The 14,643-nt window shown below is 37.9% G+C and carries 11 protein-coding genes and 1 pseudogene; 6 read left to right on the forward strand and 6 right to left on the reverse strand.

Going from position 1 to position 14,643, the window contains the following annotated elements:
• Nucleotides 1–93 precede the first annotated feature (93 nt).
• Both HX124_RS02565 and HX124_RS02570 read left to right on the forward strand, forming a co-directional pair.
• Nucleotides 94–864: a 3-hydroxyacyl-CoA dehydrogenase gene (locus tag HX124_RS02565; protein WP_107007351.1), complete on the forward strand. Its 771-nt coding sequence runs from the start codon at nucleotides 94–96 to the stop codon at nucleotides 862–864.
• A gap of 181 nt (nucleotides 865–1,045) precedes the next feature.
• The gene (locus HX124_RS02570) at nucleotides 1,046–2,182 is read left to right on the forward strand and encodes an acyl-CoA dehydrogenase family protein (protein WP_286381846.1); all 1,137 of its coding nucleotides are present in this window, start codon (nucleotides 1,046–1,048) and stop codon (nucleotides 2,180–2,182) included.
• A 57-nt stretch (nucleotides 2,183–2,239) separates the two neighbouring features.
• Here the strand turns inward: HX124_RS02570 and HX124_RS02575 are convergent, their stop codons facing one another.
• On the reverse strand, nucleotides 2,240–3,289 hold the full coding sequence (locus HX124_RS02575; protein ID WP_286381847.1) for an NADP(H)-dependent aldo-keto reductase: 1,050 nt from the start codon (nucleotides 3,287–3,289) through the stop codon (nucleotides 2,240–2,242).
• A gap of 150 nt (nucleotides 3,290–3,439) precedes the next feature.
• Entirely contained in the window at nucleotides 3,440–4,144 is a 705-nt protein-coding gene (crp, locus tag HX124_RS02580) for a cAMP-activated global transcriptional regulator CRP (RefSeq protein WP_286381848.1), read from the reverse strand.
• A gap of 150 nt (nucleotides 4,145–4,294) precedes the next feature.
• Between crp and HX124_RS02585 the strand changes: the two genes are divergently transcribed.
• The gene (locus tag HX124_RS02585; RefSeq protein WP_107007347.1) at nucleotides 4,295–4,717 is read left to right on the forward strand and encodes an OsmC family protein; all 423 of its coding nucleotides are present in this window, start codon (nucleotides 4,295–4,297) and stop codon (nucleotides 4,715–4,717) included.
• A gap of 214 nt (nucleotides 4,718–4,931) precedes the next feature.
• On the opposite strand, the gene HX124_RS02590 is transcribed toward HX124_RS02585, so the two are convergent.
• The 4 genes and pseudogenes from HX124_RS02590 to HX124_RS02605 form a co-directional block, all read right to left on the reverse strand.
• The gene (locus HX124_RS02590; RefSeq protein WP_107007346.1) at nucleotides 4,932–5,732 is read right to left on the reverse strand and encodes a peptidoglycan DD-metalloendopeptidase family protein; all 801 of its coding nucleotides are present in this window, start codon (nucleotides 5,730–5,732) and stop codon (nucleotides 4,932–4,934) included.
• Between the two features lie 207 nt (nucleotides 5,733–5,939).
• Nucleotides 5,940–7,880, reverse strand: coding sequence for a family 2A encapsulin nanocompartment cargo protein cysteine desulfurase (locus HX124_RS02595; RefSeq protein WP_286381849.1), 1,941 nt, complete (start codon nucleotides 7,878–7,880; stop codon nucleotides 5,940–5,942).
• Nucleotides 7,855–8,786, reverse strand: a pseudogene (locus tag HX124_RS02600) (family 2A encapsulin nanocompartment shell protein). The gene HX124_RS02595 and the pseudogene HX124_RS02600 overlap by 26 nt, the downstream one beginning before the upstream one ends.
• A 246-nt stretch (nucleotides 8,787–9,032) precedes the next feature.
• Complete coding sequence (locus HX124_RS02605) at nucleotides 9,033–9,521, reverse strand: rhodanese-like domain-containing protein (RefSeq protein ID WP_286381850.1); 489 nt, start codon at nucleotides 9,519–9,521, stop codon at nucleotides 9,033–9,035.
• 303 nt (nucleotides 9,522–9,824) lie between these two features.
• On the opposite strand from HX124_RS02605, the gene epsC reads away from it, so the two are divergent.
• From epsC to HX124_RS02620, 3 genes are all read left to right on the forward strand, one after another.
• Nucleotides 9,825–10,733 carry a serine O-acetyltransferase EpsC gene (gene epsC / locus HX124_RS02610; protein ID WP_286381851.1) on the forward strand — a complete coding sequence of 303 codons (909 nt, stop codon included), beginning with the start codon at nucleotides 9,825–9,827 and terminating at the stop codon, nucleotides 10,731–10,733.
• Nucleotides 10,734–11,124: 391 nt separating this feature from the next.
• Nucleotides 11,125–13,704: an ATP-dependent chaperone ClpB gene (gene clpB, locus HX124_RS02615; RefSeq protein WP_286381852.1), complete on the forward strand. Its 2,580-nt coding sequence runs from the start codon at nucleotides 11,125–11,127 to the stop codon at nucleotides 13,702–13,704.
• Nucleotides 13,705–13,998: 294 nt separating this feature from the next.
• Nucleotides 13,999–14,610: a glutathione binding-like protein gene (locus tag HX124_RS02620; protein WP_107007340.1), complete on the forward strand. Its 612-nt coding sequence runs from the start codon at nucleotides 13,999–14,001 to the stop codon at nucleotides 14,608–14,610.
• Nucleotides 14,611–14,643: the final 33 nt, after the last annotated feature.

Below are 14,643 nucleotides of genomic sequence, written 5' to 3' on the forward strand. Positions count from 1 at the left end.
ATGCACGTTTTGGAAATTGTACTCAAGCTTAACTATGTTTACTCTGCTGCTTAAGTCGAGTGCATATATTCAAAAAATGAATAGGAAAATAATATGAAAATCGAAGGAAAAGTGTTTGTTGTGACTGGCGGTGCATCAGGTTTAGGTGCAGCAACAGCAAAATTTTTAGTTGAGCGTCAAGCAAAAGTCATTATTGTGGATATGAATAGTGAGCTAGGTCAAGAAACCCAAAAACAATTGGGTGAAAATGCTAAATTTGTCCAACTTGATGTGACAGATGAGACCACAGTTGAACAGTTTTTTAATGATGTTGAACAAGAATATGGACAGCTTAATGGCTTAGTGAATTGTGCTGGTATTGGCCCTTCGGCAAAAGTTTTAGGTAAAAAAGGCATTCATGCATTAACTGATTTTCAACGTGTATTAAATATCAATGTGTCAGGCACATTTAACATGCTTCGCTTTGCAGCAAATTTAATTGCAAAATATGAGTTACAAGCAGGTGAAGAAGACCGTGGGGTGATTATCAATACCGCTTCTGTGGCTGCTTTTGATGGTCAAATTGGTCAAACTGCGTATTCAGCATCAAAAGGTGCAGTTGTGGCGATGACTTTACCTTTAGCACGTGAACTAGCACAGCATGCGATCCGTGTGATGACGATTGCACCAGGCATTATGGAAACACCAATGTTAAAAGCGCTACCACAAAATGTCCAAGATGCTTTAGGGCAAATGGTGCCATTTCCGCCACGCTTAGCAAAACCAGAAGAGTTTGCTTCATTGGTTGGGCAAATTTGTGAAAATAGTTATTTAAATGGTGAAACCATTCGTCTTGATGGTGCAATTCGTATGCAACCTAAGTAGTGCATTAAAATAAGATTTTTCTAAATTTAATCATCTATTTTTATTCATATACTTCTTTGGATTCAATGAAGAAGTATATGAATTTCTCACTAAAAATTTAATTTACCTTTGATTCTCTTGGTTTTTTATAGACCAAGTCAGTCAGTTTTTGCCTAAAAAAGTATATAGAAAGGATGCTGTGATGATTTTAAACGAAGAACAAAAAATGATTCAGGACATGATGCGTGATTATTCACAAAGCAAATTAAAACCCACAGCAGCAGAACGTGATCAAACCTCTCATTTTCCTGCACAAGAGCTCAAAGAATTAGGCGCATTAGGTGCATTGGGAATGACTGTAGCGGAACAATATGGCGGTGCAGGTTTAGATTATATTTCTTTGGTTTTAGCACTTGAGGAAATTGCCGCAGGGGATGGTGCTATTTCAACTATTGTTAGTGTACAAAACTCATTACCATGCGGTATTACACAGCGTTATGGCACAGAAGAACAAAAACAGAAATATTTAACCAAACTCGCAACAGGGGAATGGCTTGGCTGTTTTTGTTTGACTGAACCGCAAGCAGGCTCAGATGCTGGGGCTTTACAATGTAAAGCTGTGCGTGATGGAGATGAATGGGTAATCAACGGAACAAAGCAATTCATTACCACAGGACAACATGCACAGCTCGCAATCGTTTTTGCAGTCACGGATAAAGATGCAGGCAAACGCGGTATTTCATGCTTCCTCGTACCGACAGACACACAAGGTTATATTGTGTCTCGTATTGAAAATAAAATGGGACAACATTGCTCTGATACTGCCACTATTGTTTTTGAAAATTGTCGCATTCCTGCTGAAAACTTATTAGGTAAAGAAGGCGAAGGTTATAAAATTGCATTATCAAACTTAGAATCTGGTCGAATTGGCATTGCATCACAGTGTGTCGGTATGGCACGTGCAGCTTTAGATGCCGCAGTCGAATATGCAAATGAGCGTAAAGCTTTTGGAGTTGAATTAGTGCAACATCAGGCAGTTGCTTTTCGTTTAGCGGATATGGCTACACAAATTGAAGCAGCACGACAGTTGATTTTGCATGCTGCGAGTTTAAAAGATGCAAATTTACCCTGTTTGAAAGAAGCGTCTATGGCAAAACTTTTTGCTTCAGAAATAGCAGAAAAAGTTTGCTCTGATGCCATTCAAATTCATGGTGGTTATGGTTATGTATCCGATTTTCCAGTAGAGCGTATTTATCGAGATGTTCGAGTCAGCCAAATTTATGAAGGTGCTTCAGATATTCAACGTTTGGTTATTGCTCGTGAAGTGACCCGTATTTGATCCCTCATTTTAGAGAGTGCCCCAAATCCAATGATTCGGGGCAATGTTGTCTTTCAGTTAAGGCGCAGGATTAGGTTGTTGACGGTGAATATCTTCAATACCTTGTAAAATTTCATCAGATAAAGTCAGCTCAAAAGCTGCAATATTTTCTTTCAGTTGGTTTAAGTTTGTTGCTCCAATAATGGTACTGGTCACAAAAAATTGTTGCTTAATAAAAGCCAATGCTAATTGTGTCAGACTTAAACCATGCTTTTCAGCAAGCAATGCATATTGCTCAATTGCCCATTCACTTTCAGGGTTACTATAACGGCTAAAGCGACTAAATAAAGTAATACGGGCATCAGCAGGACGGGCACCATGACGGAACTTACCTGTTAGATATCCAAAAGCCAAAGGTGAATAAGCCAATAAGCCAATATTTTCATGCTGTGCAATTTCCGACATACCAACTTCATAAGTACGGTTGAGCAAACTATACGGATTTTGCACACTGACAATTTTTTCTAAACCTAATTTTTCAGCTAAATGTAAAAATTTTAAGGTTCCCCAAGGGGTTTCGTTTGACAAGCCAATATGACGAATACGACCTTTTTGGACTTCTTTACTGAGCGCTTCTAATGTTTGCTCTAAAGGCGTAATGTCAATGTTTTGTTGTGCTTGTTTATTGCCATAACCTAATGTACCAAAGAAATTCGTTGCACGTTGTGGCCAATGTAACTGATATAAATCAATATAATCTGTCTGTAAACGCTTTAAAGAGCCATCTATAGCCGATGCAATTTCACTTTCAATAAACTTCGTATGCCCATCTCGGATATGGCTGCCACCTTGTTGTGGACCTGCAATTTTTGAAGCAATAAACAGCTTATCGCGTTGTCCATTTTGCGCAATCCATTGTCCAATAATTTCTTCAGTTGCACCTTGTGTTTCAGGTTTGGGCGGTACAGGATACATTTCTGCGGTGTCCCAAAAATACAAACCTTGATCTAAAGCATAAGCGAGCTGCTCAAAAGCTTCAGCTTGGGTATTTTGTTCACCAAAGGTCATGGTACCTAAACAAATTTCAGGAACTTCAATACCTGATTGACCTAGTGGATTATATTTCATTGAGATGATCCTTAAGTATTATCGTTAAAGTATGAGTGTTACATTTCTATCTTGAATCAATTATTTTTATAGCTCAACGGAGAGTCACAAGAGTTACACATAAAAAAGCAAATCCGAAGATTTGCTTTTAAAATGAAAAATATAAATTAATTATTCATCATCATGTTCATCTTCATTGAGTGAAGATTCTTCTAAAGATACATCAAAAATCAGAATGGCTTTACCATCTGTTTCAATCATGCCTTGTTCTTCAAGTGTTTTTAGAACACGACCGACCATTTCACGTGAGCAACCTACAATACGACCAATTTCTTGACGTGTAATGCGGATCTGACGACCATTTGGTAAAATCATGGCTTCAGGCTGCGCTGAAAGATCAATTAAACAACGTGCAATACGACCAGAAACATCAATAAATGCCAGATCTGTTACTTTGCGCGTGGTATTTTTTAAACGTCTGACCAATTGTGCAAACACAGCATAACTTAAGTCAGGATATTGTTTGCTGATTTCATGGAAATTCTCATATGAGATTTCAGCAATTTCACAAACATCACGAGTTCTTACTTCAGCAGTACGTTGAGGATTTTGTTCAAATAACCCCATTTCCCCGAAGAAATCTCCTGGATTAAGGTAAGCAACTACAATTTCACGATCATCATCTTCACGTAAAATGATTGATACCGATCCCTTTAAAATTAAATACAGTGATTTTGACTCTGAACCCGCATCAACAATAGTCGTACGTTTCGGAAAACGATTGATGTGAGCACGCTTGAGTAATGCTTTGACAGATTCTGGCAGTTGCCCAGGAGACAAAGCATCTGTACTAAGTTGTGCTAAATTAGAAGACATGCTAAAAAATTCCAAATTGGATAATAACTAGATCATAAATCTAAATTGAACTCGTCACATAGAAGCGTAAGAGATGAAATTCCTTATCAACTCATTTTATGCTAGTGTACAGGTACACTGTAAATTTATAGCTTTTTTTAGGTAGTTGCAATGCAAACTAGCGTACATTGGTTAGAGAATGTTGCTTTTGAAGCAAAATCGGAAAGTGGACATCAGGTTGTTATGGATGGTTCTGCTGAATATGGCGGAGAAAACCGTGGACCACGTCCCATGGAACTGATATTAATGGGACTTGGTGGCTGTGCTTCTTTTGATATTGTGACTATATTAAAGAAATCTCGCCAAGATGTGACAGGTGTTGTATGTCAGCTCAAGGCTGATCGTGCAGATACAATCCCAGCAGTTTTTACTAAAATTCATTTACATTTTGTGGTGACTGGACGTGATGTAAAGGAAAAGCAAGTAGCTAAAGCAGTTGAACTTTCTGCTGAAAAGTACTGTTCTGCAAGTAAAATGCTATCAGATGGTGGTGTTGTGATCAGCCATGATTTTGAAATTATTGCAGCAGAATAAAATACAATAAAAAAAAGCCAAAAACATTTTGGCTTTTTTTTGTTCGAAATTGATAAATTTTAAGTTTAATTCCGAGTGTATACATCAACATTTAATCTTAAAAAATTGATGAAAATCACTAAATTTATTTAAATTGAAAAAATATCAATTAAAATTATTACAAAATGTGTCTGATCTTCAGTTTTCCCTTAAATATGCGCAAATAGCTTAAGTTTTATTGATTTAAAAATAATTGCGGATCAACTCGAGCGTTATTCAAACTCATTCCCCAGTGTAAATGTGGACCTGTTACACGACCTGTTTTACCAACTAAGCCTAAAACCTCGCCTTGCGTTAATTTCTGTCCTTTTACAACATTAATTTTACTTAAGTGGCAAAACATACTGATCAAGCCTTGCCCATGATCAACTAAAACAGTTTGACCATTAAAGAAATAGTCACCAACCCCGACAACAACACCAGATGCTGGAGCAACCACTTTCTGTCCTACAGGTGCAGGAATGTCTAAGCCTGAATGTGGTGCGCGTTCTTCACCATTAAAGAAACGTTTGCGCCCAAAAGAGTTACTAAATTTTCCAGCAGTTGGACGTATAAAGTTTGGAAAATCAGAAAATTGTGCAGGGCTGAATGAGGTATAAATGTCATTTTGTTCTTTGGCTTCTATCGCATAACGGTCAAGTTGTTCTTGCTGCGGATTGACATAATCTTGATTTTTAACATTCAAGCGTTGTTCTGCATATTTATAAGGCTTCACTTCAATTTGAATGGGTTGAGCATTGGTTTGTAGTTCTAATGAGCCTACAGGGGTAGAAAGTGGTATACCAAAAATTGCATAACGTTGAGTATTCGGTTGCGTGATTAAAATCGGTTGATCTTTATATTTTACTTCAGAAATATTTTGTGAAAGTGGGATCACTGCGATGCCACCTGCACGGCGCGAGTCTTGTGGTAGAGCAAAAATTTGCGTGCTTGTTAGTAATCCACAAAGAATTAAGATTTTTTTGATTGAAAACATAAGCTTTTAAAATGTGATAAATTTTTATCAAGTGTAACTTTTGAAAGTGCAAACTCAAGCGTTTGATTGTTAATATGAAATAGCCTAAGTGTATTTTAGTGACTAGGAAAGTTGTGACAAAAGCGTTGTTTTAAAAGGTTTATAAAAAAGAAATGACAAAATCACATGCCTAATGAATTAAGCATGTGATGATGATTGGATAAAAAATTAAGATTTATACGGTTTTGCTCGTCTAAGTTGATGCAAGACTGAAACCAGTAAATCAATTTCCTCAGTGGTGTTATAAAACGCTAGAGAAGGGCGTACCGTACGTTCTACACCAAAACGACGCAAGATTGGCTGCGCACAGTGATGCCCTGTACGAACTGCTATTCCGTATTGATTTAAAACTTTACCCACTTCTTCAGTTTCATAACCTGCTAAGGTAAATGACATGACACTGGCTTTGTTCAAAGCTGTACCAATTAATCTTAAACCTGAAACGCTTTGTAGCGCATGTTGACCATATTCAAGCAAGTCATGTTCATAACGTGCAATATTATGGATACCAATGCTTTCTACATATTCAAGTGCTGCACCCAGACCAACTGCGTCTGCAATATTTCCAGTTCCTGCCTCAAACTTATTCGGTGCAGGTTGGTAGATTACATTTTCAAAAGTCACGTCTTGAATCATATTACCGCCACCTTCCCAAACAGGCATAGTGTCAAGTAATTCAGATTTGGCATAAACAGCACCAATACCTGTAGGACCAAAGACTTTATGTCCAGAGAACACAAAGAAGTCAGCATCTAATGCAGTCACATTGGTTGGCATATGCGAAACAGATTGCGCACCATCAATCAAGACACGAACACCTGCCGCATGTGCAAGTGCAATGATTTCTTGAGTCGGTGTTACGGTACCCAAAGCATTAGAAACTTGTGTAATTGCCACCAGTTTGGTTCTTGGATTGAGTAACTTCACAAACTCATCAATGCGAATTTGACCTGTATCATCTACTGGAATAACGCGAAGTTTAGCGCCTGTTTCTTTGGTCAACTGAAACCATGGCACGATATTGGCATGATGTTCAAGATTTGAAACGATGATTTCATCTCCAGCACCAATATTTTGTTTGCCCCATGATTTTGCAATTAAGTTAATGCCTTCCGTTGTCCCTCGAACAAACACAATATTTTGTGCAGAAGGAGAGCCAATAAAACGGGCAACAACATCACGTGCATGTTCATAAGCATCACTTGCACGTGCAGCTAACTCATGTGCAGCACGGTGAATGTTCGAGTTTTCATGTTGATAAAAATATGAAATACGATCAATCACAGCTTGTGGTTTATGTGTTGTTGCAGCATTGTCTAGCCAAATCAACTGTTTGCCATTTACACGTTCTTGTAAGATTGGAAAATCACGTCGGATTTGCAAAATATCAATGGGTTGATAATTTTGTGCTGTCGTTGGGATTTGTAAATCTTGATCACGTTTAAATTGAGATTGATCTAACTGAGGCGTTGCTGTGAAGTAATAGCCCGATTCAGTTGTTACGGGTTTATCATTACGATCTTTGAGTAAACCTTGAAGTTGATGGTCATCAACAACATGATAATCATCAAAAGCAAAAGGGTTACGCAAAACATCACCAGACTGACTCGTTTGTAATGAATCAGGTTTTGGAATGTCTAAAAAGTAATAAGCTGATGGTCCTGATACATCGTTTGCAAGCGTGGGTGATGCTTGCGGTACTTCACTTGCGCCTGAAGGTAAATGAATACGATTGAATAATGCTGAAGGATCAGGATTATGCGCGCCACCAATCACAGGTGATGAAGACAAAATACGACGTTCAGGATGATCTGCAGTTGGGTCAGCCAAGCGTTGAGTAGAATTAGGGTTAAGACTACTTTGTTGCACTACAGCAGGAATGCGTCCACTCAAAGCCGCAATTGGATCCTTTGGCTGTGGTGGGTGGCTGATACTTGGTGCTGCATGCTCAGGTAAATCTAAGTTTAAACCATGTGAGTTTTGCTTTGGCAAAGCAGAGAAAAACTCTGCTGCCAATTGTGCAATAACCGATTCACTAATCGGTGCATCTGCGGTTGCAGATGCAGCATCAGTAGAAGGTAAATTACTTGTAAGTTGTTGGATAGTCATGGTATTTATCAACCTCCACATCTTCAAGTACAGCCAAAGCATCTTCTGTTAATACAGCTAAAGAGCAATATAGAGAAATGAGATAAGAGGCAATAGCATTCGATTGATGCCCATAAAACGCACAGATAAGCCAGGCGCTTGTTCGCCTGCTAGACCTGGTTGGAATAGACCAACTACACCTTGACGTTTTTCACCTACACGCAGCAAGATGATTTTAGTTTTACCATCTTCTACAGGAATTTTATTTGAAGGGATCAGTGGAATACCACGCCAAGTGATGAATTGAGAACCAAAAAGACTTACAGTTGGAGGTGGAACACCACGACGCGTACATTCACGACCAAAAGCAGCAATTGCATCTGGGTGCGCTAAGAAAAAGCCAGGTTCTTTCCATACTTTACGTAGTAGATCATCCAAGTCATCTGGTGTAGGTGCGCCTGTAAGCGTTGAAATACGTTGTTCATCGGAAACACTTGCTAATAAGCCATACTCAGGATTATTGATCAGCTCACTTTCTTGACGTTCTTTGATGGTTTCAATGGTTAAGCGTAGTTGTTCTTTAATTTGGTCATGTGGGCTGCTATATAAGTCAGAAACACGAGTATGAATATCTAAAACAGTTGAAACACCATTTAAAAAATATTCACGTGGGTTAACTTCATAGTCTACAAAAGTTTGTGGCAATGTTGCTTCATCACGTTGTGTACATGCCACTTGAATATCATCGGTATTACTGACTTTATTTACTCGGTAAATACCAGCTTCTACAGGTGTCCATTGTAATAGATGTGTCAACCATCGCGGCGTAATTGTTGATAGTTGTGGGACAGTTTTTGTTGCATTGGCAAGTTGACGAGCTGCTAGGTCATTTAATGCTTGGCGTGGTGTATCTTGGTTTTTAGCCATGGTAAATCCTGATGTATTTGTAAATGTGTTTGTTTTTTAATAAGTATGAATATGTTAGATAAAATGTCCCTGTGTTCTCCTTTGTATCAGTTTTAATTTGAATCAATCTTTTATTTTTTTCATTTTAAAGCTGTCATGCTGAATGAATAATCTAGTAGATTTACTTCACAAAATCTTCTAATTTTTTATGATTAAAAAATGAACTTTTGTGAGGTAAAATGCTAAGCTTATTCCAAAAAATGCAAATTATTCTTGTTTCCAAGGTAGGTCATGAAAACGCCAACCATTGAAAGCACCACGATGATTATTTTCATCTAAATCGCCTTCAAAACCTTGTTCAATATTGTAAATATTTTCAAATCCTGCATTAAAAGCGACATTTGCAGCAGCAGCTGAGCGCTTTCCACTACGGCAAAGTAGCAGAATAATTTTATCCTTCCCGACTTTATTTTCGAGTTCTTTGGCAAAACGTGGATTACGATTTAATGCTGTACCTGTTGCCCAAGGAATGTGTATGGTGTCCTCAACATAACCTACAAATTTGCGTTCTTCATTTGTACGAACATCAACAATAACAGCAAGATCTGATTGAAATAATGCCCAAGCTTCGTGTGGTAAAACAGTGCCAGTAAACTCTAGATAATGATCTTCTGCGCGCTGTTTAGCTTCAGTCAAAATTTGTTTGACTTTTTGTTCATCTAATTTGATGGTATTAATTTGAGTTGCGCTAGTCATGGTTCACCTTGATCAAATTCTTAAAATGTTATTTCAGAATTTATTGAAAATATTTAGGCTCAATATAATGCTTTTTTATATTCTTAAAATGAATAAAAAATGGATTGTATATTCTTTTTTTAGAAAAGTGATTTTTAAAATTTAGCTTCATTTATATACAAATCTGCTATAGATATACGAATAATTATTATATAAAAACAGATGATTAAAATACCATTTACATAGAAGAACTGAACAATCGAGTGAAACACATTTTATTATTAAAACAATAATGAAATTAGCAAAGACACAGCAGGTAAAGGCATGACCCAATGGAATATTCAAAATATCGTAATAGACTTGCAACAGGCACGTAATGAATGGCGTGCTCAGCAAAAAAAATTAAAAGTTTTTGGTGGCAGGGAGTTGCCATCGAAGGAAGAAATCAAGAAAATTCTTAATGATCTGTGTGGTATTTTATTTCCCATGCGTTTGGGACCACACGATTTAAGGCAGCAAAGTGAAAATTTTTATATTGCGCACACTTTGGAAAAGACATTGTATGCCTTGCTTGAGCAGGTCAAATTGAATTTGAGCTATGATGCAAAATATAAAAAGCAACACGAAGATCTGGTCGAAATTTCAGAAATTGCACAAAATATTGTGACTGAATTTGCACAAAAATTGCCTGAATTACGTCGTCTGCTCGATACTGATGTTATCGCTGCTTATCACGGTGACCCAGCCGCTCGTAGTGTCGATGAAGTATTACTTTGCTATCCTGGGATTATGGCGATTATTTATCATCGTATTGCCCATGAGTTTTATAAAAAAGATTTGTCTTTATTAGCACGTTTGATTGCTGAAATTTCACATTCCAAAACAGGGATTGATATTCATCCTGGTGCAGAAATCGATGAAGGTTTCTTTATTGATCATGAGACGGGTGTGGTGATTGGTGAAACTTGTATTATCGGTAAAAATGTCCGTATTTATCAAGCAGTTACATTGGGTGCGAAGCGTTTTGAAGTCGATGGTGAAGGGCGTTTACAAAAGGAATATGCGCGTCATCCTATCGTTGAAGATAATGTGGTGATTTATGCAGGTGCGACCATTTTAGGGCGTATTACCATTGGTCAGGGTGCTGTTATTGGTGGGAATGTCTGGATTACACAAAGTGTGCCTGCAAATAGTGCGGTATCGCAAAGTTCAGCAACCAAGTCGAAAGTTTAGTTTGCATCAAAAATTCCAATGTCAGTTGTGGCATTGGAACACCTACCGATTAAAATAAAAATTTTGAAGTATTTTTCCATATTTAGTCAAAGCTGTAGATCGATATCTGCATTACTGAAACTCAACATTATCGTTCTTCTAAAATCTCTAATTTATCCTTACGCTAAGAGATAGATACATTAAGAGCAACCTTGAATACAGTCATATATTTTTCTAAAACACTGACTTGAAAAAGAAACATTCAGGACGCATATTAATACTGAAATATATCCTGATTATTTTTTATAAGTTTTTGAAAAATATATTAAATATTTAAAAATTTAAGTTGAAAATTCACAAAGTGTTCCCATTTATTATTCAAGTACAGAATTTGTTGTGAGGAATAACAAGAATGCGATTTGAAAAATTTACCAACCGCCTGCAGCAAGCGTTATCCGATGCCCAATCTTTAGCGATGGGTAAAGACCATACAGCGATTGACGGTATTCATATTCTTTCGGCTTTATTGGAAGAACCTTCAAACCTCAGTTTATTGCAGCAATCAGGTGCAAATTTACCTGAACTGAAAAATAAACTGCAACAAGCACTCAATGATGCTGCAACACTCAGCAATCCGACAGGTGATATTAACTTAAACCCTGAGGCTGTGCGTGCACTCAACTTGGCTGACAGTTTTGCACAAAAAGCTGGTGATGAATTTCTATCAACCGATTGGGTGATTTTGGCGCTCGCTGAAACAGGTGCAACCAAAACATTATTAAGCAGCGTGGGTGTGACGACCGACAAACTACGCAAAGCAATTGAAAATATTCGAGGTGGCGAACAAGTTATGGCAAATAACCATGAAGATCAACGTGATTCGTTAAATAAATACACCATTGACCTGACTGAGCGTGCGTTGTCAGGCAAATTAGACCCTGTGATTGGTCGTGATGAAGAAATTCGTCGTACCATTCAGGTCTTGTCACGCCGCACTAAAAACAACCCTGTACTCATTGGTGAACCAGGGGTGGGTAAAACGGCAATTGTCGAAGGTTTGGCACAACGTATTGTCAATGGTGAAGTACCTGAAAGCCTCAAAGGTAAACGGGTTTTATCACTTGATCTAGGTTCATTACTAGCAGGTGCAAAATACCGTGGTGAATTTGAAGAACGTCTAAAAGCCGTGCTGAAAGATTTAGCAAAATACGATGGTGAAATCATCTTATTTATTGACGAGTTACATACCCTTGTCGGCGCAGGTAAAGGCGATGGTGCGATGGATGCGGGGAATATGTTAAAACCTGCATTGGCACGTGGTGAGCTGCGTTGTGTCGGTGCAACAACCTTGGATGAATATCGCCAATTCATTGAAAAAGATGCAGCTTTAGAGCGTCGTTTCCAAAAAGTCTTGGTCGATGAGCCAAGTGTTGAAGACACCATTGCAATTTTACGTGGCTTAAAAGACAAGTATGCAACGCATCATGGTGTACAAATTCTCGACTCTGCGATTATCGCAGCAGCGAAAATGTCGCATCGTTATATTACAGACCGTCAATTGCCTGACAAGGCGATTGACCTGATTGATGAAGCAGCTTCTCGTATCAAAATGGAAATTGACTCAAAACCTGAGCCATTAGACCGTTTGGATCGCCGTTTAATTCAACTCAAAATGCAGTTGGAAGCGGTGAAAAAAGATGCGGATTCAGTCAGTAAAGCTGAAGTTGAACATCTGGAAAAACAAATTGCTGAAGTTCAGAAAGAATACAGTGATATGGAAGAGGTATGGATTGCTGAAAAACGTTTGGTTGATGGTACCAATCAAGCACAGATTGAGCTCGACAAAGCCCGTACAGCCTTTGAAAAAGCGCAACGTGAAGGTGATCTGGCTGAAGCAAGCCGTTTACAATATGGTGTAATTCCTGAATTGCAAAAACGCTTGAATGAAGAAGAAGTGGCGGAAACTAATGAAGAACCGAAACTGATTCGTACCAAAGTCACTGAAAACGAAATTGCAGAGGTTGTTAGTGCTGCAACAGGCATTCCTGTGTCGAAAATGCTGCAAGGTGAACGTGAGAAATTACTGCAAATGGAAGAATTTTTACATAACCGTGTAGTTGGACAGGATGAAGCTGTGGTTGCCGTGTCAAATGCTGTTCGCCGTTCACGTGCAGGATTGTCCGACCCGAACCGTCCAAGTGGTTCATTCTTGTTCCTTGGACCAACAGGGGTTGGTAAAACTGAATTGACCAAAGCGTTAGGTAACTTCTTATTCGACAGTGATGATGCGATTATTCGTATCGATATGTCAGAGTTTATGGAAAAACACTCAGTCAGTCGTTTGGTTGGTGCGCCTCCGGGCTATGTGGGTTATGAAGAAGGTGGTGTGCTTACAGAAGCTGTTCGTCGTAAACCATACAGTATTGTGTTGTTTGATGAAGTTGAAAAAGCGCATCCAGATGTCTTTAATATCTTATTGCAAGTGTTGGATGATGGTCGTTTAACGGATTCACAAGGTCGCTTGATTGACTTTAAAAATACCGTGATTGTGATGACCTCAAACTTAGGTTCAAGCGATGTCCGTGAATTAGGTGAAAATGCCAGCGATGAAGATGTTCGCGAAACTGTATTGAATGCGGTATCACAACATTTCCGTCCAGAGTTTATTAACCGTATTGATGAGTTGGTGGTATTCCATTCATTGAAAAAATCACAGATTCGTGGCATTGCCGATATTCAGTTGGATCGTTTACGTGCTCGTTTAAATGAACGTGACATTGGTTTAAAAGTCGATGATCAAGCTTTTGATATTCTGATTGATGCTGGTTTTGATCCTGTTTATGGTGCGCGTCCATTAAAACGTGCGATTCAGCAACAGATTGAAAACCCATTGGCTCAAAAAATCTTAGCAGGAGATTTTATCTTAGGTGATACGATCTTGATCGGTGCTGAAGATGGTCATCTGAGTTTTAGTAAACTAAAATTGAGTTAATTCAATCCATTGTATTAACTTTGTGTTACAAATAACAAAAAAGCCAGTCATGTATAAATGACTGGCTTTTTTGTTTTTCATTTCTAAAAATTCATCATTTTTAAAAATGTGTATGATAAAACATCTTTTGATTTTACATAGTGAATTTTCACTTGAAAAATTTATGGTTTTACTGAATATTCAAAGTACTACTTATTTATAAATTTACGCTTATTTGCAAATTTCACCTGATTCAACTTGAAATTGGTAAAGAAGCCCTTTAAAACTGAAATAGCCATATAACAAGGATTAGATATGAAGCTGTATTATTCACCAGGTGCATGTTCCCTCGCTGCCCATATTTTACTTAATGAAATTAATGTTGATTTTGACTTAGTACGTGTTGATTTAAAAACGCACACGACTGAAAAAGGGGCAGATTATTACGAAATTAATCCTAAAGGTTATGTGCCAGCCTTGGAAATCAACCCAGGCTTGATTTTGACTGAAAATGTTGCAGTCCTTCCTTTTATTGCGCAACATGATGCAGGGCAAGATTTGATTCCACCTTCAGGTTTGGGGCGTGCGAAAGTTTTAGAATGGTTAGGATATTTAAACTCAGAATTACATGATGAATATGCCGTGTTTTTTAATCCAGCCGTTTCTGACGAAGAAAAACAACGTGGTTATGCAACCATTGATAAAATGTTGAAATATATTGATGATTATTTAGGTGAGTCTGAATACGATTATTTGGTGAATGACCGTTTTGGACCTGCGGATGCTTATTTATTTGTCCTGACCAATTGGTCGAATGTGATTCATCATGACTTAACACCATTTAAAAATATTGTTGCACTACGTAACTTGGTTGCTGAACGCCAATCTGTACAGATTGCGATGCGTGATGAAGGTTTGATTCCTTAATTTTCAGTGTTATACAGTTTAATTTGAAAAGCA

The organism is Acinetobacter sp. 226-1, assembly GCF_030329325.1.
GTDB classification, from domain to species: Bacteria; Pseudomonadota; Gammaproteobacteria; order Pseudomonadales; family Moraxellaceae; genus Acinetobacter; species Acinetobacter sichuanensis.